The organism is Bacillus sp. FJAT-27001 (assembly GCF_019039175.1).
Taxonomy (GTDB): Bacteria; Bacillota; Bacilli; order Bacillales; family Bacillaceae; genus Bacillus; species Bacillus velezensis.
Window position 1 is genome coordinate 105592 of the sequence record NZ_JAHOAA010000008.1, and the last position, 24073, is coordinate 129664.

A 24073-nucleotide genomic window follows, 5' to 3' on the forward strand; every position below is an offset into this window, starting at 1 on the left:
TATTTCTCTCAGGGAACTTTTATAAACTTTTACCGTTTGTTTCAATTACATTCTGGTACCAATAAAAACTTTTTTTCCTGATCCGTTTCAAATCCTTTTCATCTTCTTCATCTCGATTGATATAGACAAAACCGTAGCGTTTTTGATAGCCGTTCAGCCAGCTTAATAGATCCGTGAATGACCAGCTGCAGTAGCCGATGAGATGAACTCCGTCACTAATGGCCTCTCTGCACTGTTCAAGATGGGAGCGTAAATAGTCAATTCTGTAGTCATCCTGAATTGAGCCGTCTTCTTCTATTTTATCGAATTCCCCCAGCCCGTTTTCTGTTATAAAAACCGGCAGCTCATAGCGGCTCGTTATACGCCGGAGGCCGATGCGCAGACCTATCGGGTCAATCGTCCAATCCCAATTACTCGTCACGAGGTTCGGATTCTTTTTCGTTTTAAACAGACCCGGTATACCGGTATCCTGGTTTGTCCCTTTCTGACCAGTCGTGTTCATTTTCCCCTCCGATACACCATCAAGAGGATTTCTTTCGTACGTAATCGTCTGATAATAATTAACACCGATAAAATCCGGCTTGCCTTTTGCAAGCAATTCCATATCCCCGGCTTCAATGGCGGGCGCCCAGCCCTTTTCCTTTAAATAATTGAAAGGAATTTGCGGATAAGTCCCCCGGCAATACATATCAAGCCACCAATGGTTCATAAATTCCTCTGCGTTTTCAAATGCAGTTATGTCTTCAGGGTGACTTGTAAGCGGATAAGCCGGTGAATAAGCGAAGCTCGGGCCGATCATGCCGCCAGGAACATATTGTCTGAAGGATTCAATCGCTTTGGCATTAGCTAAAAATGCGATATGATTGGCTTCATAAAATCGTTTTCTGTCCTTTACGCCGGGCGGATGTGCAGCTGTAATAAACCCGTTATGAAAATTATAATTCTGCTCATTTAACGTGACCCAGTATTTCACCTTGCCGGCGAATCTTTTGTATAACGCAATGCAGTAATTATTAAAATCATCAATAATTTTTCTTGATTCAAAGCCGCCGTATTCATCCATCAGCGCCTGAGGCAAGTCCCAATGATAAAGAGTCAGCACCGGCTCAATATCGTTAGAAATCAATTCATCGATCAGGTCTTCGTAAAATGCGATCCCTGATTCGTTGATTTCCCCTCTGCCATTCGGAAAAATTCTCGGCCAGCTGACAGAAAAGCGGTAAGCTTTCAAACCCATTTCTGCCATCAAGGCGATATCTTCTTTATAACGCTCATAATGGCCGACTGCTGTATCGCCATTTGAGCCTTTAAACGTTTTACCCGGTATTTTCGTGAATAAGTCCCATACTGAAGGTCCTTTACCGTCTTTATTCCAGGCTCCTTCAACCTGATAGGCAGCCGAGGCTGACCCCCATAGAAATGTATCAGGGAACAGGCCCTGTTTTTTATGTATCATGTGTCTCATCCTCCTGATGCGTATGATATTGATATCATACGTTATGAAACGCGTTTCAGAGCAATCCCGATAAAAACAAAAAAGCATCCGGCTTGCCGGATGCTTAAGAATGATGATGCCGCTTTTCCAATTTATGAGGCGGAGGCTTCGGGACAAACCCATTTTGTTTCATCATGTTAAAGCGCCTGTCCATATGCTGTTTAATATGTTCTGCTTTTTCTTTCGGCAGGACCCCGTACTCAACATATTTGGATATGACATGTTTTCGTTTTTCGAGCACTTCTTTTTCAAGTGATTCAATTTCTTTTTTCTGCTGTTCCGTGAGTGACATGGTTGAAGGCATTTTTGTTCCGGCGGCGTGTGCCGGCATTGTGAAAACCATTGCTGTAATGAAAAACGCAGCTAAAGACAATGCAGCTTTTTTCATGACTCTTTCCTCCTTTAACGTTTGTTATATGTTGCTCCCTCATCCATTTTTTATGCAAAAAAAGAGCGAAATTATTCGCTCTTTTCAATCGATTCGTCCGGCAGCGCGTATGTGACATACGTTCCCGCTACAAAATCGTGGATTGACCGTCTGTCTTCTCTCATTCCGACCATGAATGCGCTCACGATCACACCGATTCCAAACGTCACGCCATATATCAGGCCGCCCACAAGCACTCTCAAAATCATAGTGAGGAAGCCTACCTGAGTGCCGTCTTTTTTGACGATGCGGATACCGCAAATCTTTTTGCCGATAACATAACCGTTCCAGTATACAGGGAGCAAAATAGCATAAAGAGTCAAAATGATGCTGATCATTGTGCTCTCATTCGGATCTTTTCCTGTTGCCAGCATAAAAATAATCGCCAAAGGCACTGAAGTAATTAAATAGTCGAGTACCACGGCTCCCAATCTGATCCAAAATCCCGCCGGTCTGTAAATATTCATCGTGTTTCTCCTCGCTATGGCTTTAAAATCACTTTAATGTTGCCATCTTCTTTTTTGTCAAATATATCATATGCAGCAGGAGCTTCCGCAAGACTCATTTTGTGTGTAATGATATCCGTCGGATCAATTTCATTTTGTTCGATCATTTGATACAGCATCGGCATCAGATGAATAACGGGTGCCTGGCCCATTTTTAAAGAAACGTTGCGTGTGAAAAAATCACCGAGCGGAAAGCCGTCCGCTTCAGAAATGTATGCGCCCGTGAGCTGCACGGTTCCGAACTTCTTAACGGCTTCTGATGCTGTAAGAATCGGACTGATCGTTCCGAACTGATTCGGTTTTTGCTCTGTTTTTTCTTTTGAAAGCGGCGTGCCGTCCATTCCGACACAATCAATCACTACATCCGCGCCCCCTGACGTTTGTTCATGCAACAGTTTCCCGATCTCATCATGTTCTGAAAAATTGAAGGTCTCTGCTCCGTTTATGCGTCTCGCATGTTCAAGGCGGTGCGGGACTTGATCAACTGCGATAACCCGGTTAGCTCCTTTTTTCCACGCGAATTTTTGCGCCATTAAGCCGATCGGACCTGATCCCAGAATCACGACTGTATCTCCTTTTTTCACTCCGCTGTGCTGGACGCTCCAAAAGGCGGTCGGCATGACATCTGACAGAAGCAGCACCTGCTCATCTTCAAGCTCACTGTCTGCCGGAACCAGAAAAGAAGAGAAATCAGCATAAGGAACACGTAAATATTCAGCCTGCCCGCCGGGATAATTACCGTTAAACTCCGAAAAACCGAATAAGCCGCCGGCATCTGTATGAGGATTTGGATTAGATTCATCACACTGGCTTTCCATCTGGTGCTTGCAATAATGACATTCTCCGCAGCCGATGTTAAAAGGAATCACGACCCGATCGCCTTTTTTCAGCTTTTTGACTTGACTGCCCGTTTCTTCAACGATTCCCATCGGCTCATGCCCGACGATATAACCCGGATCGGCGGGTATTCCGTTTTTATATAAATGAAGGTCTGAACCGCATATCCCGGTTGCGGTGATTCGAACGATGACATCTCTCTCATCTTGAATGGCGGGTGCCGGGACTTCTTTCACTTCCATATGTTCTTTTCCTTGGTATGTCAGTGCTTTCACACTTGGTCAGCTCCTTTTTCATCACTCCTTCCCTTTTCACCTGCTTCTAAACTTGGCCGGTATGTTATTCGACCCGCTGAATATCCCATTGAAAAGGATCTTCAAGCTGCGACCAGTCGGAATCGAACTCAGACGGCGTGAGCAGGCACTGATCCAATTCCTTTGTAATGGCTGCTTCATCTAAATCTGTTCCGATAAACACCAGGTTCGTATGACGGTCTCCGAATTGGTCGTCCCAATCTTCCAGAATCTCCGGTTCCTGCTGTTTGATCTGCTCCTGCTCAAGTTTCGGCATTGCCGCCACCCAATAAGAAACAGGCTCAATCGAAACCGCCGGACCCGCCTGAGACATCAGCAGCGCAAGGCTGTTGCGGGTTGCGCACCAAACAATTCCTTTTGCGCGCACAATGCTGTCAGGCATTGATTGATGCAGCCAGCTGTCAAAACGAGCGGTATGAAACGGCAGACGCCGCGAGTACACAAACGAAGTGATGCCGTACTCTTCCGTTTCCGGAGTGTGCGCTTCATGACCTGCCGTCAGCTCCTTTATCCATCCTGCTGATGAACTCGCTTCCTCAAACTCAAATAAACCGGTATTCAATATGTATTCGGCGGGCACTTCTCCGCGGACGGACCGGATCAGTCTGGCGCGGGGCTGTAATGCGCGAAGGACCGTTTCCAGCTGTTCAAGCTCTTTTTCGCCCACCATGTCGCATTTATTTAAAATGAGTACATCACAAAACTCGATTTGGTCAATTAATAAATCGGCAATCACCCGTTCATCCTCTTCTCCTACCGCTTCCTTCCGGTCAAGAAGGCTGTCACCGGACTGGAAATCATGCCAGAAGCGGTTTGCATCCACCACGGTCACCATTGTGTCCAGCCTGCAGAATGTTGTCAGATCAATGCCCATTTCTTCATCTATATAAGAAAATGTCTGGGCAACGGGAATCGGTTCGCTGATCCCTGTTGATTCAATCACAATATAATCAAATCTGCCGTCTTTCGCGAGTTTCTCAACTTCGACTAATAAATCTTCACGCAGCGTGCAGCAGATACAGCCGTTGGATAATTCTACGAGTTTCTCATCCGTCCTTGACAAGCCGCCTCCCTGCTTCACCAAGCCCGCGTCTATATTTACTTCGCTCATGTCATTGACGATGACGGCAATTTTTAAACCGTTGCGGTTTTGTAAAATATGATTCAAAACGGTCGTCTTTCCGGCACCAAGATAGCCGCTCAATACTGTAACCGGAATTTTTTTCATAAAATAGCCTCCTGACAAAATAGAATGATTACGATTTATACCCTGCACCTGCCTTATTATCATCATGATGTACATTATTATAAATCGTAATCGTTACTATTTATTTTGATGTATTCTCCGTTTAAAATCAAGTGAAAAATAATCAATCATAAAAAAGACACGCTGTCATACGTGTCTTCCGCCCAAACTTAAACATCCGCAGGACTGTTTTCAGTGCCACAGCTTTTTCTCCAAAAATAGCCTGCGGCCAGAACAAGCACAAATGCGAGCAATGTGATACATGAGAAAGAGATAAAACCGATCGCATAAGTTCCCGTCATCTGCTTCAATGATCCTAAAATATTCGGAAGGAAAAAACCCCCTATGCCGCCGGCTGCTCCGACGATTCCCGTCACCATTCCGATTTCTTTTGCAAAGTGCTGAGGGACAAGCTGAAATACCGCTCCGTTGCCCATACCGAGCGCCATCATTCCGATAAACAGCAGAACGATCACCGTTGAAAGCGGAGGCAGGCTGCTGACTCCCGCCATACACAGAGCCGCGATGACAAACAGTACAGCCAGAACTTTCGCACCTCCCGCCCGGTCTGAAATCCAGCCTCCTGCAGGGCGAAAAAAACTGCCCGCTGCGACACATATTGTGACGAAATCACCGGCATGGATTTTTGACAATTGATATTGATCAACGAAAAAAAACGCCAAAAAACTTGATAATCCCACAAAACCTCCGAAAGTGACGCCGTACAGAAGACAGAAACACCATGTTTCCTTCTGCCTGAACACGTGAAGGTAGTTTTTAAGCGGCTGCGGTGCGGGCTGTGCAGGAGAGTCCTTCGCCATGACGATAAACAGTATAAAAACGATCATCAACGGAAGAAGCGCAATTCCCATTACACTGTGCCACCCAAACTGTTCCGCAAGGCGGGGACCGAACAATGTCGCAAACAAAGTGCCGCTGTTGCCGGCACCTGCTATCCCCATTGCAAGCCCCTGCAAGTGAGGCGGATACCACCGGCTCGCCATCGGAAGCGCAACAGCAAAACTTGCGCCCGCTACGCCCAGCAGAATGCCGATCGCATACAGCTCAGTCAAAGAACGGCCGCCGAATGCCCCCCAAAGCAGCGGGATCATCGTGATCAGCATCCCGATCACGGCTGTTTTCTTCGGCCCGATCCTGTCCGTTAACACACCTAAAATGATCCGAAACACAGATCCTGATAAGATCGGCAGAGCCACGACAAACCCTTTTTCAAAAGAAGATAACCCGAAATCCTGAGAAATATAAACGCCGAGCGCCCCCAGCATTACCCAAATCATAAAACTCACATCAAAATATAAGAAGGAACAGAGCAGAGTGAGCGGATGACCGCTTGTTTTTAATTCCGACAGCTTCATAACATTCTCCTTTCCGGTCTTCTATCATTTCAAATTGCTGAATCAAGAATATATGACGGGCATTCACCGGAAAAGACATGTGTAAGATAATGCGACACATTTAATGCGTTAATCAGGCAATGTGCCATAATTTCTCATAGAGAAGCAATCTTACTGGCAGCTGCAAAGGAGGTTTGGCGAATGAAGAAACAACGATTAATTGCAGCAGGGAACGGAATGGCCGGAATCCGCTGTATTGAACACATTTTAAAGATGAACCGTGACATGTTTGAGATTGTCATTTTCGGAAGCGAACCTCATCCCAATTACAATCGCATTCTCTTATCCTCCGTTTTACAAGGTGAGGTTTCGCTTGATGACATTACGCTGAATAGCCGCGAATGGTACGAAAAAAACGGAATTACGCTTTACACGGGAGAAACGGTTGTACACATTGATACAGAACGGCAGGTTGTCACAACGGATCGAAAGCGCAGCATGACTTACGATCAAATCATCCTTGCAACGGGCTCCTCTCCTTATATTCTCCCCATACCCGGAGCAGATAAAGAAGGTGTGTACGGCTTTCGGACAATAGAAGACTGCCAATCCCTTATCAATGCGGCCGGCCGGTATCAAAAGGCGGCGGTCATCGGCGCCGGTTTATTAGGTCTTGAAGCGGCCGTCGGCTTACGGCAGCTCGGCATGGACGTCAGCGTCATTCACCACTCTTCCGCCATTATGCAAAAACAGCTTGATCAAACGGCATCCCGCCTGCTGCAGAAAGAGCTGGAACGAAAAGGCTTAGTCTTTCTTTTAGAGAAAGGCACGGCATCCATTACAGGGAACTCACGGGCGGAAGGCATCCGTTTCAAAGACGGTTCTTCCATAGAAGCAGACCTGATTGTCATGGCCGCCGGTGTGAGGCCCAATATCCGATTGGCTCCATCTGCCGGACTTTCAGTGAACAGGGGAATCATCGTCAATCAATTCATGCAGACGAACAAACCGAATGTGTATGCCGTCGGTGAATGCGCGGAGCATGACGGGATTGTATACGGATTGGCGGCGCCGCTTTATGAACAGGGAAAAGTGCTCGCGCAGCATCTATGCGGCGTCCCGTGCGAAGGGTTTCAAGGCTTTGCACAATCTGCGGCCTTAAAAATAGCCGGTATTGATGTATGGTCGGCAGGAAAGGTGCACGAGGATGAGCACACAGCCGGCATATTGTTCCATGATGAGCATGCAGGCATCTACAAAAAAGCGCTCTTTGAGGACGATAAACCGGCCGGCTTTATTTTATTCGGGGACACGCGCGGTAAACAGCGGCTTCTCGACAGTCTTGTGAAGCAAAGAGATATTTCCATCGTGAAAAAACAGCTCATGGAACCGGATCAAGGCGGTATATCCTTTGAATCCATGCCTCCCCATGAAACCATTTGCCAATGCAGCTCAGTGACCAAGGGCTCCATTGAAGAAGCGGTGAACAAATATGGCTTAAAAACCGCGGAGGAAGTGAAGCACATGACAAAAGCGTCCGGATCTTGCGGAGGATGCAGGCCGCTCGTTGAAGACTTGCTGAAGTATATGGCAAGCGATGATTACACAAAACCCTCCCGCCAGCCTTCGTTTTGCGGCTGCACCGATTTGACGGAAGAAGAAGTCATCGCCGAAATTCGCCGCCGTCCGTTCACTGATGCCGCCGAGGTAATGAGAGAGATCGGCTGGAAAACAGAAAACGGCTGCCGCATTTGTATTCCGGCGCTTCACTATTACTTGGAAAGGACGCGGCCTGATTTTATGCAGTTCAATGAAATATCGGCAGAAGAGACATGCACCCTGATTCCGCAAATGTACGGCGGACTGACAAGTGCGGCAGAGCTCAAAAACATCGCAGACGTCATCGAAGCATACGGCATCCCCGAGGTTTCGATGACTGACAGTCACCGGCTGAGGCTTTCCGGAATAAGGCCAAATGACCTTGCAAGCATCAGAAAAGCACTGAACATGCCGGTTTTCTCCCCCCGGCACCGCAGGACGATTCAAATCAGAGCATGTACGTGCGGACAGCATCGCTCCTTTCAAGAGCTGGCAAGCAGGATTGAACGAGATACCGACACGCTTGCCGTCCCCGCTTATATATCCGTCAGCTTGTCATGTGAAAACAATTGCACCGATGCTTACATTCAGGATATCGGCGCGCTTCAGACACAAACTTGCTGGGAAATTTATATCGGGGGCGTCCGCGGAAAACAAGCCCGCGCCGGCAGCCTTTTTTGTGTGACGGATAACGAAGACAGTACCGCCGCTATGATGAAAGGCCTTATTCAATATTATCGCGAAACGGCTCACTACAACGAAGCGATTTATCAATGGGTTGACAGACTCGGCCTCGTCCATATCAGAGAAATGCTGTTTGAAGAAGATATGCGGACACAGCTTCTGAAAAATCTCCGTTCAGACATATCCCTGCTGCAAAACCTGTCTGCCGGGAAAACGCCATACGAAAGGATGAAGCTTTTTGACTGAACCGATGCTCCGTTATTTCCGTGACAAACTGCAAGATATTCAATCGGAAAAAACATATGAGACGCAATGCCCGTTCTGCAGCATGCAATGCAAAATGCAGCTTACGGAACAAACCTTCGCGGCACGGAAGAAATACACTGCAATCGGCATTGATAATCCGACGACACATGGCCGTTTATGTACAAAAGGCATGAATGCCCATCAGCATGCCGTGCACTCTTCCCGCATTACACGCCCCCTGCTTAAAAAAAACGGTGAATTTGTGCCTGTCTCTTGGGCTGAAGCACTGAATCGCATAAAGGAACAAATCAATCTGATCCAAACCGAACACGGCAATGATGCGATGGCCGTCTATGGGAGCGCCTCAATTACAAATGAAGAAGCCTATCTGCTTGGAAAGTTCGCACGGGTCGGCTTACAGACGAAATACATCGATTACAACGGGCGGCTCTGTATGTCTGCCGCAGCAACGGCGGCCGGCCAGACATTCGGCGCGGACAGGGGCCTGACGAATCCATTATCGGACATTCCGCATACACGTGTCATCATCCTGGCAGGCACCAATATCGCCGAATGCCAGCCGACGATCATGCCGTATTTTGATAAAGCGAAAGAAAACGGGGCTTACATTATCGCCATTGATCCCCGGGAAACGGCGACGACCAAAATAGCCGATCTTCACCTGAAAATCAAGCCCGGTACAGACGCCGCCTTGGCAAACGGACTCGTCAAAATCTGCATTGACGAACAGCTTACAGACAAAGACTTTATCCGCACACGAACAAACGGATTCGATAAGCTCAAACGGCATACCGACGCTTTGGATCTGAAAGAGATCTCCGAGCAGACAAGTGTTCCTTTGGAGCATATACGAAAGGCCGCCGTGAAGTTTGCCAAGGAAACATCCGGCATGCTGTTTACAGCGCGGGGGATCGAACAGCAGACTGACGGTACCGCGGCAGTGAAAGCTTTCTTAAATATGGTGCTGATCACGGGAAAAATCGGCAAGCCCTTCTCAGGTTACGGGGCGATTACCGGTCAAGGCAACGGACAAGGCGCGAGAGAACACGGCCAAAAAGCGGATCAGCTTCCGGGCTACCGTTCTATCGAAATTGAAGAACACCGGGCGCATATTGCGAAGGTGTGGGGGGTTCATCAGGATGAGCTGCCGCGAAAAGGCGTCTCAGCCTATGAAATGATAGAAAAAATAGATAGCGGCGACATCAAAGGACTGTTTCTCATGTGTTCCAATCCGGCTGTTTCCGGCCCAAATGCGAATTTCGTCAAGCAGGCAATCAAGAAACTGAGATTTTTTGTCGCAGTTGACTTATTTATTTCTGAGACCGCGGCATTCGCGGATGTGATTTTACCCGCCTCCTCTTATTTGGAAGACGAAGGCACGATGACAAATGTAGAAGGCCGCGTGACATTAAGAGAAGCGAGCCGCACCTGTCCCGGAGAAGCGAAACATGATTGGCAGATCATCTGTGACATTGCCTCGGCTCTTGGTAAAGGGCATTATTTTCCCTATACCTCGTCGGAGGAAATCTTTAACGAACTGAGAGAAGCGAGCCGCGGCGGAATTGCTGATTACGCAGGCATCACCTATGACAGGCTCAGGCGGGAAGGCGGCATTCAGTGGCCATGTCCTGAAGCGGATCACCCCGGAACCGGGCGATTGTTTGAGCACTCATTTGCCCATCCCGATCACAGAGCTGAATTAAGCGTGATTCCAAATGAACCGGCCGTCCCGAAAGAGAAACCGAGCGCCGGCTATCCGCTTTATTTAACCACAGGAAGGGTGATGTCTCATTACTTAACGGGTGTCCAAACGAGAAAAAGCTCTGCCTTGGCTGCAAGACATTTCGAATCCTTTGTGGAAATCCACCCAAAAACGGCGGCCGACTATCATATCGAAGACCGTGTTCTCGTGAAAGTAGAATCCCCCCGGGGCAGCATCACGGTCCGGAGCAGATGGTCGGAGAAAGTACGAAAAGACACGTTGTTTGTTCCCATCCATTGGTCTGACACGCAAAACGTCAACGATTTAATTGGTGAAGCCTTGGACCCGGACTGTAAAATGCCCGGTTTTAAGATGTGCGCGGTACGAATCAGCCCTATATAATTTTTCATAAAATTTTTAGATTTTTTAGTATTTTTTGTTACATTTCATAACATGCATCTTAAATATTTGTTTTTGCTGTGCTACGCTAAAAAAAACAAAGATAAGGAGCGGATCATCTGATGGGAAAAAAACAGCTAGTTCTTGTTGGAAATGGAATGGCCGGGGTAAGAGCGATTGAAGAAATACTGCGTGTTTCAAAAGACGAATTCGAGATTACAATATTCGGGGCCGAACCTCATCCCAACTATAACCGAATCCTTCTGTCAAAAGTGCTGCAAGGCGATACCGACATTCAAGACATTACGTTAAACGATTGGAACTGGTACAAAGAAAACAACATTCAGCTGTATACCGGTGAAACAGTCATCAAAGTCGACACGGAAAACAAAACCGTCATCACCGATGCAGACAGAATCCAGCCTTACGATGAACTCATCCTGGCGACAGGCTCTGTCCCTTTTATCCTTCCGATTCCGGGCGCAGACAAACAAGGCGTCACGGCATTCCGGGATATAAAAGATACAGACACGATGCTCGCCGCGTCAAAACAATATAAAAAAGCAGCCGTCATCGGCGGAGGACTGCTTGGTTTGGAAGCCGCACGCGGACTGCTGAATCTCGGAATGGACGTGTCTGTCATCCACCTCGCCCCATTCCTGATGGAGCGCCAGCTTGACGCAGCGGCGGGACGCCTGCTGCAAAACGAATTAGAAAAACAAGGCATGACCTTTTTCCTTGAAAAGCAAACCGAAGAAATTCTCGGTACTGACCGTGTCGAAGGCGTACGCTTCAAAGACGGCACAAGCATCGAAGCTGACCTGGTCGTCATGGCGGTCGGCATCCGCCCGAATACACAGCTTGGCACAGAAAGCGGCATTCCGGTAAACCGCGGAATCATTGTCAACGATTATATGCAGACTGACATTCCGCACATTTACGCGGTCGGTGAATGTGCCGAGCACCGCGGAATCGCATACGGTCTTGTGGCGCCGCTCTATGAACAGGCAAAAGTGCTGGCCAAACATATTTGCGGCATTGACACAAAACCGTATGAAGGCTCCGTTCTCTCCACTCAATTAAAGGTATCAGGCGTCGAAGTCTTCTCTGCCGGTGACTTTAACGAATCAGAGGACAAAAAAGCGATTAAAGTGTTCGATGAGCAGGACGGCATTTATAAAAAAATCGTCCTGAGGGGCAATCAAATTGTCGGCGCTGTTTTGTTCGGCGACAGCAGCGAGGGCGGCCGCCTGTTTTCTATGATTCAAAAAGAAGCCGATATCTCCGAAACTTCCAAAATATCAATCTTACAGCCTCTTGATCAGGAAGCAGGCGCAAGCATGACCGCGGCGATGAGCGACGATGAAATCATCTGCGGATGCAACGGCGTTTCAAAAGGCGCGATTATTCAAGCCATTCAGGAAAAAGGCTGCACATCTACGGACGAAATCAAAGCATGCACCGGGGCATCCCGTTCCTGCGGAGGCTGTAAACCGCTCGTGGAAGACATTCTTCAATATACACTGGGCTCAGAATTTGACGCGTCCGCGCAAAAAGAAGCGATTTGCGGCTGCACATCACTGTCGAGAGATGAAGTCGTAGAAGAAATCAAAGCCAAAGGGCTGTCCCATACAAGAGAAATCATGAACGTGCTCGGTTGGAAAACGCCGGAGGGATGCTCCAAATGCCGTCCTGCCCTCAACTACTACTTAGGCATGATTAATCCGGCTACATACGAGGATGACAGAACATCCCGTTTTGTGAACGAACGGATGCACGCCAATATTCAAAAAGACGGAACATACTCAGTCGTTCCCCGGATGTACGGCGGCGTGACCAACTCTCAGGATCTCCGCAAGATCGCCGATGTCGTCGACAAATATGAGATCCCGCTCGTTAAAATGACAGGCGGCCAGCGAATTGATCTCATCGGCGTCAAAAAAGAAGACCTGCCGAAAGTATGGGCCGAGCTTGATATGCCGTCAGGCTACGCGTACGGAAAAACACTCCGCACGGTAAAAACGTGCGTAGGCGAACAATTCTGCCGCTTCGGCACGCAAGACTCCATGGAACTGGGCATTGCGCTTGAGAAAAAATTCGAAGGGCTCAATACGCCTCATAAGGTCAAAATGGCCGTGTCCGCCTGCCCGCGGAACTGTGCAGAATCAGGCATTAAGGACCTTGGCGTTGTCGGCATCGACGGAGGCTGGGAGCTTTATGTCGGCGGAAACGGCGGAACCCATTTGCGCGCCGGTGATTTGCTGATGAAAGTAAAAACGAATGAAGAAGTCTTAGAATATGCGGGTGCTTACCTTCAGTACTACAGAGAAACGGCAAACTATCTGGAGCGGACATCCGCATGGCTTGAGCGCGTCGGTTTATCTCATGTCCAATCCGTATTAAACGATCCGGAAAAACGGCAGGAGCTCAACGACAGAATGAATGAGACACTCTCTGTCCACAAAGATCCGTGGCAATACTTCCTTAAAGATAAAAAAGCATCTAAAGATCTATTCGAAAATGTCGTCACGACTTCATAAAACAGTAAGGGGGAACGGACATGGTTAATAAAGATATGACAAAGGTTTGCATAGGCAAAGTAAACGAATTACCCGAGGAGTTAGGAAAAACCGTATATATAGAAGATAAAGAGCTTGCCGTATTTAAACTTTCTGACGGGAGCGTCCGCGCCGTCGAAAACCGCTGTCCCCATAAAGGGGGCGTCTTGGCTGAAGGCATCGTCAGCGGAGAATACGTCTTCTGCCCGATGCATGACTGGAAAATCTCCTTAGAAGACGGAAAAGTCCAAGAGCCGGATCATGGCTGTGTCAAAACATACGAAACACTGATCGAAGGAGAGAATGTATACCTCCTGTATTGATCAGACCGGATCACTTTTTCAAGTGGTCCTTCATTTTTTAAACTGCTGAAGGGATGACGCCATCATGAAAAACGGAATCGTATATTTTGTCGGTGCCGGACCAGGAGACCCGGGGCTGATCACCGTAAAAGGAAAACAGGCTCTGGAGAAAGCGGATATTATTTTGTATGACCGGCTCGCAAACCCAAAGTTTCTTGAGTATGCCTCACCGGACTGCCGGTTCATTTATTGCGGAAAGCTGCCCGACCGCCATTTTATGAAACAGTCTGAGATAAATGCCCTGCTGATTGAAAAAGCGGCGGAGGGCTGCACCGTAGTCCGCTTGAAAGGCGGAGACCCAAGTGTGTTCGGCAGAGTCGGCGAAGAAGCAGAGGCGCTTCATCAGCACGGCATCCGCTACGAAATGGTGCCCGGCATCACCTCGGGAATCGCAGCGCCGCTGTATGCGGGAGTCCCCGTCACCCATCGTGATTTCGCTTCGTCCTTCGCGATGATCACCGCTCATGATACATCATTGCACGGCAGGCCGAATCTCGACTGGGAAGGGCTTGCCCGAAGCGTTCAAACGCTTGTGTTTTATATGGGCGTTAAAAATCTGTCATTTATATGCCGTAAGCTTACGGAGTACGGAAAATCCCCTTCCGTTCCCGTACTCGTCATTCAATGGGGGACGTGGGGGCGGCAGCGGAGTGTTAAAGGAACGCTTCAGGATATCCATGAAAAAGTTCAAAGCCAAAACATCACCAACCCTGCCATTATCGTCATCGGTGATATTGTCAATTTTCAAACACACAGCTGGTTTGAAAGCAAACCGTTCATCGGGCGGCATATCATGGTTGTCACTCATGGCGATGAAGAACACACATTGACAGACAAGCTGCGCGAATATGGCGCCGATGTTATTGAATGGCCGAAGCGGATCGTTAAAAAAATGCCCGCAAACGAAAACATCCTGAAACAGATCAGCACCTTTGAACAACTATTTTTCACATCACGCCTTGCGGTATGCGAATTCTTTGACACACTGGCTTTCAAGCAGATCGACATCCGCCGGGTGACCGCAAGCCTGAATGCAGCGACTGAGGCCGCAAAGACGGAACTGACAAAACGGGGCTTTCTCCTATCCGAATGTCAAATTGATTCTCCGCATTCACTCATTGTAGGAAGCCGTCAAGCAGCAGAAAACTTGTCAGACTCAAAATCATGCCCGTTTTATATCACCCATGAACATATCGCAGATGAGCGGTTCACTTCCATGATCGAACGCACGATCAGCGAGTCTCCTCTGCAAATGATTATCTGTACGGGCAAAGAATCCGCTCAGCATTTGATCAGCGCCGGAAAACAAATCGGCATATCACCGAATCCGTCAGGAAACCGCCCTCCCGTCATCTGCATGGGCGAAGACGTCCCCGCCGGCTGCGGGTTTACCGCCGTGAAAAATCAGGAACAGTTATTTGCGTTTATACGAAATGAAATGAAAGACATGCTCGTTCACAGCTGATACGCCGGAATTTCTGACCCCCGGGCTCAACATCGGGGGTCAGCCCTTTTTTATTGTGTCACCAATTTTTTATGGTGAGTCGAATACATCGCCATCTGATCCGCCTGCGGGTCCAAATAAGCTTTGGCGCTGTTCACGGCGGTCGGCCCCTCCGTGAAACCGCCTGCAATCAATCTGAGCTTGCTTTCATAATGGGCGGCGTCACCGGCGACAAACACGCCCGGAAGATTCGTCCGCATATGTCTGTCAGCTTTAATCCTGCCTTCTTCTATCTCAAGCCCCCAGTCCTTCATCGGACCGAGATCAATTTTAAACCCATGGTTGATAATGAGCTCATCAAGCTTGATGACTTCAGAAAGTCCGGACTCAGTTTGGCAAACGGTGACGCTCTCGATCCGTTCCCCGATGCCGTTGAGGTGCTTCAGACGATATGGCGCAAGCACCCGCACGGAAGACCGCTTCATTTTCGCCACGCTGCTTTCCAAACCGCCGAACTCCTCCCTGCGGTGCAAGACGGTAACAGACGCCGCAATCGGTTCCAGCTCATTCGCCCAGTCAACCGCGGTATCTCCCCCTCCTGAAATCACGACATGCTTATCTCGAAACGCATCAAGCTTCTCCACCTTATAATGAAGGTTCTTTCCCGAATACCGGCTCGCATCCGCGCTGTCAAGTTCATTGACCTCAAGCGTCCCCATGCCGACAGCCAAAATCACCGTGCGTGTATAGTGCTTTTCCCCTTTGGAACTTTCCAGCACAATGGTTCCGTCTTCCAGCCGTTCAAATCCGGTCACCCGCTGATTCAACACGATATCCGGCTTAAATGTCGCAGCCTGTTCCTTCAGCTGCTTAATCAGCTGTTCTCCGGCAATCCCGGGTATTCCGCCGATATCACGGATGATTTTTTCAGGGAAAAACATAGACACCTTCCCCCCGAGCCGCGGCAAAAACTCGATCACTTTCGTTTTCAGCTCGCGCATCCCGCAATAAAAAGCCGCAAACAGGCCGATCGGGCCTCCGCCTATAATCGTGACGTCATACACCTCATGATTTTCCGCCATCGTTCTGCCTCCCGTTTATATCTATACTTCAACATTTTTAATTGAGAATCAATATCAATAAAAGTATAACACACATCGAGCAGCAGTGTTTATTCATTTCTCTCTTGCGGGAAAGGAGTGATTCAGAAGTGAGGTTCTGAGATTGATAAGCGGGAAGGTATTAAAACTGAAACCAGTACGGCGACTGGTTTCTTTTTTATCTCTTTTTCATCAGCATGATATCGAGATACAGCTGGCACCTTGTCCTGAAGTCGTTTAAATTAATTGATGTCATGTCAAGAATCTGTTTGATACGGTAGTTCAATGTGTTTTGATGAATAAAAAGCTGTTCTGCGGCTGGTTTTGTTTTGCAGTTATTGAGGAGATAGATTTCTAACGTTTTCAGCAGTTCGGTACTGCTTTCTCTGTCTTTGGCTTTTAATAACGCTAAATCATCGTTTACATATTCCAGTGAGGCGTTTTTTTCTTCGATGCTTTCAAGATAGCGGTAAATCCCGAGCTTACTGTATTCGTACGGGATATTTTCCTGGTTTCCGGTAATTTCGGCGGCCTTTATGACTTCAAGGGCCTCTATATAACTTTTGCCAAGCTTCAGGATGCTGCTGTATTCATTGCCGATTCCGATATAGATGGGAGTGGGGATCTTCTGAAAGTGAAAATGAGTCAGCAGTTTGTGGATGAATTCAGATGCTGCCGAAGTGCCGGAGCTTTTTTGCGAGAAGCTTGCGACGACGATGACAATATTGGAATCAATGGTTAAGACGTGACTGACTTTATCCCGCAAATTCAAGTACGATTTGATGTTTTCCTTCACATCTTCGACTGCCTCCCCATCCCCATTCGCGGCGTGCAGGACGACTACTGAAAAAACCGACGGCAGCACGGCGTTCATCTTTTCCGCTTCCCGCCTGAACTCCTTTTCAGAGGAGAATTGCTGAAAGATCGCCCGTTTCACCAGGTCTTCCGCTCTCTCTTCTTTTTCCTGTTTCAGCCGGTTCGTTTTATAGATGATTTTTCCGACATGGAATGAAGTTTCATATAAAAAATCGAGCTCCTCGTCCGTCAAGTTTCGGTCGAGCTCCTGAATCCAGATGTAGCCCATCACTTCGCCTTTATGTTTTGCGCTTACAACCACTCTCTGATTCAGTCCGATACTGTCTATTTTTTCGACACGGAACGGTTCAGGAACGGTTTTCAGCTTTTCGATCACCCCGTCCTTCAGAAACCTTTCAAAAATCTGCACGGGGCATTTTTTTGAAAATATCGTCTGCTGGTTGGCGGAGTCGAAGTGATTAATGTAATAAGAATTATAGGCAAGCAAAAAGAAATCCGCGCTTTCCAGAATAACGGGCTTCTGCAATTCATAACTGATGAAATCAATTAATTTATCAATGTCCGTAAATGAAAAAACTCTCTCTAAAAGCTCTTCCATACCTATTTCTCCTATGCTCTTTTTATCTTTATCATACTCTGCGGGGTGACTTTTTGTATAGAAAAAAATTCACATATTCCCAAAACGGAATTATCCGGAATTCTGTATCGTGAAAAGAGGAAAAAGGGCGGTCCCTTCTTCCTCTCGTTCCTTGCTTTTATTGAGAAAGTGTATCACGGTACTCATGAAACTGATCTGTGACATCTTTTGACGGAGCCTGTGTCAATAAGCTGACGACAAATACAGCGGCAAGGCTTACAGCAAAGCCCGGAATGATTTCGTACAAAAAGTCTGAAAGACCGGCATTCGCCCAAATGATTACGGTAATCGCTCCCGCAATCATGCCGGCGAGTGCCCCCCATTTCGTCATCCGTTTCCAAAATAAACTGAGCAGTACGACCGGCCCGAATGAAGCGCCGAATCCCGCCCATGCATAGCTGACAAGACCAAGTATCGTGTTGTTTTTCTCCCAGGCGAGCACCAAAGCGATGATTGACACCGCAAGCACTGCCATTCTCCCCAGAAATACGAGTTCCTTATCAGAAGCCGAACGCCTGAACATGGACTTATACAAGTCCTCCACTAAAGAACTGGACGTAACGAGCAGCTGAGACGAAATCGTACTCATAATGGCCGCTAAAATCGCAGAAATGAGAAATCCCGTAATAATCGGGTGGAACAGAATGTTGCCGAGCTGAATAAAAATGGTTTCCGGATCAGCCAGCTTCAGTCCGTTCTGGTGGTAATACGCGATTCCCGCAAGACCCGTAAACAGCGCGCCTAGTGCAGACAAAATCATCCATCCCATTCCGATCCGTCTGGCTCGTTTGATTTCTTTCACAGACGTGATCGCCATAAAGCGCACAATAATATGCGGCTGCCCGAAATAGCCGAGCCCCCACGCAAATAAAGAAATAATGCCAAGGACGGTCGTCCCTTTGAACATGTTAAACAGTTCCGGGTTGACGGAACGGATATCGGCAACGGTTTCCCCCGGGCCGCCCGTATGGAAAATCGTCACAATCGGCACAAGAATAAGCGCCACAAACATAATGATCCCTTGAACAAAGTCCGTCCAGCTTACCGCCAAAAAGCCCCCGAACAAGGTGTAGGCGACAACGACGCCTGTCACGACCCACAGTCCCGTGTGGTAATTCAACCCTAAAATGCTGTTGAATAAGACACCTCCGGATACCATGCCGGATGATACGTGAAATGTGAAAAAGACGAGAATGACAAGACCCGAAAACAGTCTGAGAAGCTTCGTATGATCACCGAAACGGTTTTCAAGGAAACCCGGAATGGTGATGGAATTCCCCGCTTTTTCGGTATACGTTCTCAGTCTCGGCGCCACGAAAAGCCAGTTCGCCCATGCTCCGAGCACAAGCCCGATCACAATCCAAGCGCCGCTTAATCCTGTCGAGAACATGGCGCCCGGAAGCCCCATTAAGAGCCATCCGCTCATATCCGCCGCTCCCGCGCTGAGCGCTGTGACGGCAGGGCCTAAAGAACGCCCCCCCAGCATGTAATCCGTCAGATTTGACGTCCGTCTGTAGGCGAAATAACCGATAAACAGCATGCCCGCCATATAAATACAAATGGAAATAATCAACTGAATGTTTGCTATGGCATTTCCTCCTCCGCTTTATATGTTTATGGTGAAATGGACACCCCCCGCGAGGAGGATGCCCATTCAGTCCCTCTTAAAACATTTCACTGATTGTTTTCGCCTGCATGTGGAGGGCCAAATAATCCGGGCCGCCCGCTTTTGAATCAGTGCCGGACATTTTGAAGCCTCCGAACGGATGGTAGCCGACAATCGCTCCCGTACAATTGCGGTTGAAGTACAAGTTGCCGACATGGAATTCCTGTTTCGCCCGTTCAATATGTTTGCGGTTATTTGTAATGACCGCGCCTGTCAAACCGTATTCAGTATTGTTGGCCACTTCCAGCGCTTCATCAAAGTTTGATACTTTAGAAAACGCCACGACAGGCCCGAAAATTTCTTCCTGCATGAGTCTGGCTTTCGGATCAAGGTCAGCGAAGATCGTCGGCTTGATAAAGTAGCCTTTTGAATCATCTCCGGTGCCGCCGCTTACTAAACGGCCTTCTTCTTTTCCGATTTCAATGTAGCTCATGATCTTGTCGTAAGAACCTTGGTCGATGACAGGCCCCATATAAACATCTGCACTGTCAGGTTTAGCAGTTACTTTTGATTCCGTAATTTCAATGACACGCTCTAATACTTGATCATACACTTTTTCATGGACAACTGCACGTGAACCTGCAGAACATTTTTGTCCCGCGAAGCCGAATGCTGATGTAAAGATGGATTGAGCCGCCAATTCAATGTCCGCATCTTCGTCAACGACAACCGTATCTTTACCGCCCATTTCTGCAATGACGCGTTTCAGATGCTGCTGGCCCGGCTGCACTTTCGCCGCGCGTTCGAAAATTCTCGTACCGACTTCACGTGATCCCGTAAACGTAATGATGCTTGTTTTCGGGTGATCGACGAGATAGTCTCCCACTTCCGCTCCGCTTCCCGGCACAAAGTTGACAACGCCCTTCGGAAGGCCTGATTCCTCAAGCACTTCTACGAATTTCGCCGCGATGACCGGTGTCGCGCTTGCCGGTTTAAGAACGACCGTGTTGCCCGTTACGATCGGTGCCACCGTCGTTCCCGCCATAATCGCGAAGAGGAAGTTCCATGGCGGAATGACGACCGTTACGCCGGTCGGTGTGTAGACATATTGATTTTTCTCGCCTTCGCGGCTGTTGACCGGCTTGCCTTTTGCCAATTCAACCATCTGGCGCGCGTAGTATTCCATAAAGTCGATGGCTTCCGCCGTATCCGCATCAGCTTCGTTCCAAGGTTTTCCCGCTTCCTTGACGAGCAGGGCGGAGAATTCGTGCTTTCTGCGGCGGACTTTGGCAGCTGCGCGGAACAAAACGGCCGCTCTTTCTTCAGGGGATGTGTATCTCCACTCTTCGAACGCTTTCGCAGCAGCTTCAATCGCTTGCTCAGCGTGCTCCTGGGACGCCTTTGACACTTTTCCGACGACTTCTTCTTTATCAGCCGGATTGATTGAAACGATTTTCGCTTCCGTCTCTACCTTTTCACCGTTGATGACGAGCGGATAATCTTTTCCCAGATACTCATTTACCGTCGCAAGCGCTTTCTTAAATTCTTCAACGTTCGATTGATCTTGGAAATTCGTGAATGGTTCGTGTTTATAAGGTGTAGTCATTGTCATCTCTCCCTTTTTTACTTCTTAGTCATTCCTTTAAAGGCGAATGCGATGTTTGAGGGGCGTTCAGCGAGCCGTCTCATGAAATAGCCGTACCAGTCATCCCCGTAAGGCAGGTAGACTCTCATGCGGTATCCTTCTTCCACCAGGCTGAGCTGGGTTTGCGAGCGCATGCCGTACAGCATCTGAAACTCAAAACGGTCGTTTGGAATGCCGTGCTCTTTGGCAAGCTGTTTTGTAAACTCGATCATTTTGTCATCATGCGTGGCAACTGCCGTATAATGTCCTTTTAAAAGCTGTTTGCGGATGAGTCTTTTATAATTTTCATCGACGTCGCTTTTTTCAGGATAGGCCACCTTTTCCGATTCTTTATAGGCCCCTTTGACAAGCCGCAGAAACGGATTCAGCGGGCTGAGGTCATCAAGATCCTTCTCCGTTCTGTACAGATAGGCCTGCACCACGGTGCTTACATATTCATACCGGCTTCGGAAGTCTTTAAAGATATCCAGCGTCTTCTGGCATCTCGTTTCATCTTCCATGTCAATCGTCACCATGACTTTATGTTTTTCAGCCGTCTGGAGGATTTTCGTCATATTTTCATAGACGAGATCGAGATCTATATCAAGACCTAAAGACGTCATTTTTAATGACACTTGGGAATTCAGCTGTTCATCAGCGATTAAGGCGATGGTCTGCATGCACTCCTCGGTGCGTTCTTTCGCGACATCACCGCTGTTGACAAATTCCCCCAAATGATCGACAGTAACTGACAGCCCCTGGCTGTTCAAATGTCGGATTGTCGGGATAGAACTGCGGAAATCCATTCCTCCGATGATTTTGCCGGCTGCCACACGGCTTCCCCAGCTTCGCGCCATCTTATTGAGAAAGCTGCTCTTGGATAAAAATAAGAAAAAATCTCTTGTAATCACTTCCAACCTTAACACCCCGCAATCTAAGAAGTATTTGTATGAGTCTATTGTAAATGGACAAAACATCCTCTCACAATATTCTAAAAATACAAAGATTCTGATAAATTTTTGTGGTTTTACCACAATCAGCTTCTTAGATAGCAGGCGGATTATGCCGAAAAAAGGCGGACGGAAATGACGGCAATCGTCAATTTCCGCCTTTTTCCCCCCACGTCTCTTCGACGGTTTGAATCAATAGCCGATTCAGTTCCTCCGTTATGTCAGGTTTCGGCGTTTTGATCGTTTTGACATAGTGCCCGATGCGTTCTATTTCTTCTTCTATAAATGCATGAATGATCGTATTTCTCGGTTCCGGAGCCAGCTCCTGACCGCTTTTTTTCCTTGTAAGCAGTGTATTGATTTCAGAAATGAGCGCTTCATCCGTCAATAAGGCATCGGCCAGTACGGGAAATGACATCGGCGGTACGGAGCCGAACGTTTCAATCCATCTGCAGGCAAGGAGAGGACGCAGAACATAAAAATACTTTTTAATCTTCACTTCACTGCCCTGCAATTCCGTTTTTTCATTCCGTTTTGCCATATTGAGATAATGATAGATGCCGGCTTCAGGCGAAAAGGCGCGGATTTTCAGTTTTCGAAGCTTTTCAGCCGCTGAGAAAGCTTCATAATAGATCATCTCAGAAGAGAGCCATTCCAAAAGAGGCGGATTTGATTTTTTAAAAAGCCGCAGCGCTTTTCTCAGTTCCCAGCCGCTGATGTCAAGCATGTCATGAATCGGCTCTTCTATGACATCCCTATGCGGTTCGATCGAAAAGTACCATTCTTTTTTCGGCACATAGAGAAACCGCACATCGTAGTCGCTGTCGCTTGACGGAAATCCCCATGCGCGGCTCCCTGATTCTACGGCGTAAAGCACCTTGACGCCGTGCTGTGCTTCAATTCGTTTTAATTCTTCGATGATCCTTTGTTTCATCTGTATCCGTCCTTTTCCGTGATCATTCCTGAAAAAAGCCCAAGTACTTGGGCTTTTCGCTGTCGTCAGCCTTTCAGATGCGCTTTCAGAAAGGCCAGCTTTTCCGTATGGAAAGAAGGTATGTATTCATGTCCGAAATACCGGTAAACCTTCAATTCTTTTTCCGTTTCCAGATGATTGTACGCGGCAAACACCGTCGACGGCGGAGTCACGCGGTCAATCAGCCCGATGGACATGAGCACCGGAACTTTTACGCGGTCCGCCAGATTCATGATATCAAAATAGGCCAGTGTATTCATCGCGGCCTTCTCCGTTTCAGGGCTGCCGTTCTTTCTGAAAAAGGAGTTAATCTCAAGATACGGCTCATCAAGAGCGACATCAATGGCCCGCTCAAAATTGCTTAAATAAGGATAATCGGCCGCAACCGCTCTCGGAATGTCAGATAGTGCCGCCGCGGCGATTGAAAGTCCGCCTCCCTGGCTCCCGCCGATGACGGCGATCCTCGTTTCATCCACTTCATCAAAGCCGCTGATGACTTCCAAAGCCCGGACGGCGTCTAAGTACACGCCGCGGTAATAATATGTATCTTTATCTAAAATCCCTTTTGTCATCCAGCCGGGAACGTGTCCGTGCGGTGAGACGCTTGTATCTGTGCTGCTGTGCTGGCCGCGGACAAGCATGCCGAACGCGGCATATCCGTGAAGCGCCCAATTTACGATGTCATGTATATCCCCGTCATAGCTCGCATTATAGCCGTGATATTTCACGATGGCCGGATGCGGTCCTTGCCGGTCGGGAACGGCGTACCATCCCTCAATTTCCGCCTTGCCGAAGCTTCGGTATGTCAGCCGGAATACTTTCACGCCGTCAGCCGGGTAGCTTTCAGCCTTCAATTCAGGCTTTGCCTCTTCCTTTGCAAGCTCATGTAATGATGATGCCCAAAAATCCGAAAAGTCATGAGGAGCGGTTTTATTTGGTTTATAGGTTTGCAGTTGGTCGAGCGGCAAGTCGTATAATTGCATATCCGATTATTCTCCTTTGTTTTATAAGATTTAATTTTCTGACTCTATCTTAACACGATTTTACACTCATTTTCTAAACATTTTAATAAACGTTTGTTTAAAAACAAAAAAGCCGTGCGCTCGGGACTGCCCCCCGTTTTTGAGACAGGGGTCAAAACACCTTTTAAACAGCCAATTGCCGATAGTTTA

At 47.9% G+C, this 24073-nt stretch carries 18 protein-coding genes; 5 read left to right on the plus strand and 13 right to left on the minus strand.

From position 1 onward, the window contains the following. Positions 1-19: 19 nt before the first annotated feature. From BGM27_RS18265 to BGM27_RS18290, 6 genes are all read right to left on the minus strand, one after another. Positions 20-1456 (minus strand): glycoside hydrolase family 1 protein, encoded by a 1437-nt coding sequence (locus tag BGM27_RS18265; RefSeq protein ID WP_007409356.1) that lies wholly within the window; start codon positions 1454-1456, stop codon positions 20-22. A 103-nt stretch (positions 1457-1559) separates the two neighbouring features. After that, on the minus strand, positions 1560-1838 hold the full coding sequence (locus tag BGM27_RS18270) for a YckD family protein (protein WP_263612330.1): 279 nt from the start codon (positions 1836-1838) through the stop codon (positions 1560-1562). Between the two features lie 116 nt (positions 1839-1954). Further along, positions 1955-2389 (minus strand): RDD family protein, encoded by a 435-nt coding sequence (locus BGM27_RS18275; protein WP_007409358.1) that lies wholly within the window; start codon positions 2387-2389, stop codon positions 1955-1957. Positions 2390-2403: 14 nt separating this feature from the next. After that, positions 2404-3540, minus strand: coding sequence for a zinc-dependent alcohol dehydrogenase (locus BGM27_RS18280; RefSeq protein WP_007409359.1), 1137 nt, complete (start codon positions 3538-3540; stop codon positions 2404-2406). Positions 3541-3604: 64 nt separating this feature from the next. Further along, positions 3605-4807 (minus strand): GTP-binding protein, encoded by a 1203-nt coding sequence (locus tag BGM27_RS18285; RefSeq protein WP_007409360.1) that lies wholly within the window; start codon positions 4805-4807, stop codon positions 3605-3607. 188 nt (positions 4808-4995) lie between these two features. Beyond that, positions 4996-6201, minus strand: a complete 1206-nt coding sequence (locus BGM27_RS18290; RefSeq protein ID WP_007409361.1) for an MFS transporter — start codon at positions 6199-6201, stop codon at positions 4996-4998. A gap of 180 nt (positions 6202-6381) precedes the next feature. Between BGM27_RS18290 and nirB the strand changes: the two genes are divergently transcribed. The 5 genes from nirB (at position 6382) to cobA (ending at position 15216) form a co-directional block, all read left to right on the plus strand. Continuing rightward, a complete protein-coding gene (gene nirB, locus BGM27_RS18295; protein WP_007409362.1) occupies positions 6382-8709 on the plus strand; it encodes a nitrite reductase large subunit NirB in 2328 nt (775 codons plus the stop codon). Then, entirely contained in the window at positions 8702-10834 is a 2133-nt protein-coding gene (gene nasC / locus BGM27_RS18300; RefSeq protein WP_007409363.1) for an assimilatory nitrate reductase catalytic subunit NasC, read from the plus strand. Before nirB ends, nasC begins: the two co-directional genes overlap by 8 nt. Positions 10835-10953: 119 nt before the next feature. Next, on the plus strand, positions 10954-13371 hold the full coding sequence (nasD, locus tag BGM27_RS18305) for an NADPH-nitrite reductase (protein WP_007409364.1): 2418 nt from the start codon (positions 10954-10956) through the stop codon (positions 13369-13371). A gap of 20 nt (positions 13372-13391) precedes the next feature. Beyond that, positions 13392-13712 carry a nitrite reductase small subunit NirD gene (gene nirD, locus BGM27_RS18310; protein WP_007409365.1) on the plus strand — a complete coding sequence of 107 codons (321 nt, stop codon included), beginning with the start codon at positions 13392-13394 and terminating at the stop codon, positions 13710-13712. A 64-nt stretch (positions 13713-13776) separates the two neighbouring features. Beyond that, the gene (gene cobA / locus BGM27_RS18315; RefSeq protein ID WP_020953878.1) at positions 13777-15216 is read left to right on the plus strand and encodes a uroporphyrinogen-III C-methyltransferase; all 1440 of its coding nucleotides are present in this window, start codon (positions 13777-13779) and stop codon (positions 15214-15216) included. Between the two features lie 50 nt (positions 15217-15266). Here cobA and BGM27_RS18320 read toward each other — a convergent pair whose 3' ends face one another. The 7 genes from BGM27_RS18320 to cah all read right to left on the minus strand — a co-directional run bounded on the left by BGM27_RS18320 (position 15267) and on the right by cah (position 23884). Further along, positions 15267-16277 carry an NAD(P)/FAD-dependent oxidoreductase gene (locus tag BGM27_RS18320; protein WP_007409368.1) on the minus strand — a complete coding sequence of 337 codons (1011 nt, stop codon included), beginning with the start codon at positions 16275-16277 and terminating at the stop codon, positions 15267-15269. Between the two features lie 196 nt (positions 16278-16473). Next, on the minus strand, positions 16474-17709 hold the full coding sequence (gene putR, locus BGM27_RS18325) for a proline utilization transcriptional regulator PutR (protein WP_003156600.1): 1236 nt from the start codon (positions 17707-17709) through the stop codon (positions 16474-16476). 157 nt (positions 17710-17866) lie between these two features. Further along, a complete protein-coding gene (putP, locus tag BGM27_RS18330) occupies positions 17867-19321 on the minus strand; it encodes a sodium/proline symporter PutP (protein WP_077210001.1) in 1455 nt (484 codons plus the stop codon). A gap of 91 nt (positions 19322-19412) precedes the next feature. Continuing rightward, positions 19413-20960: an L-glutamate gamma-semialdehyde dehydrogenase gene (pruA, locus tag BGM27_RS18335; RefSeq protein ID WP_007409371.1), complete on the minus strand. Its 1548-nt coding sequence runs from the start codon at positions 20958-20960 to the stop codon at positions 19413-19415. Between the two features lie 17 nt (positions 20961-20977). Then, positions 20978-21889 carry a proline dehydrogenase family protein gene (locus tag BGM27_RS18340; protein WP_087920787.1) on the minus strand — a complete coding sequence of 304 codons (912 nt, stop codon included), beginning with the start codon at positions 21887-21889 and terminating at the stop codon, positions 20978-20980. A 187-nt stretch (positions 21890-22076) separates the two neighbouring features. Then, entirely contained in the window at positions 22077-22862 is a 786-nt protein-coding gene (locus BGM27_RS18345) for a nucleotidyltransferase domain-containing protein (RefSeq protein ID WP_007409373.1), read from the minus strand. 65 nt (positions 22863-22927) lie between these two features. After that, positions 22928-23884 carry a cephalosporin C deacetylase gene (cah, locus tag BGM27_RS18350; RefSeq protein ID WP_007409374.1) on the minus strand — a complete coding sequence of 319 codons (957 nt, stop codon included), beginning with the start codon at positions 23882-23884 and terminating at the stop codon, positions 22928-22930. Positions 23885-24073 lie beyond the last annotated feature (189 nt).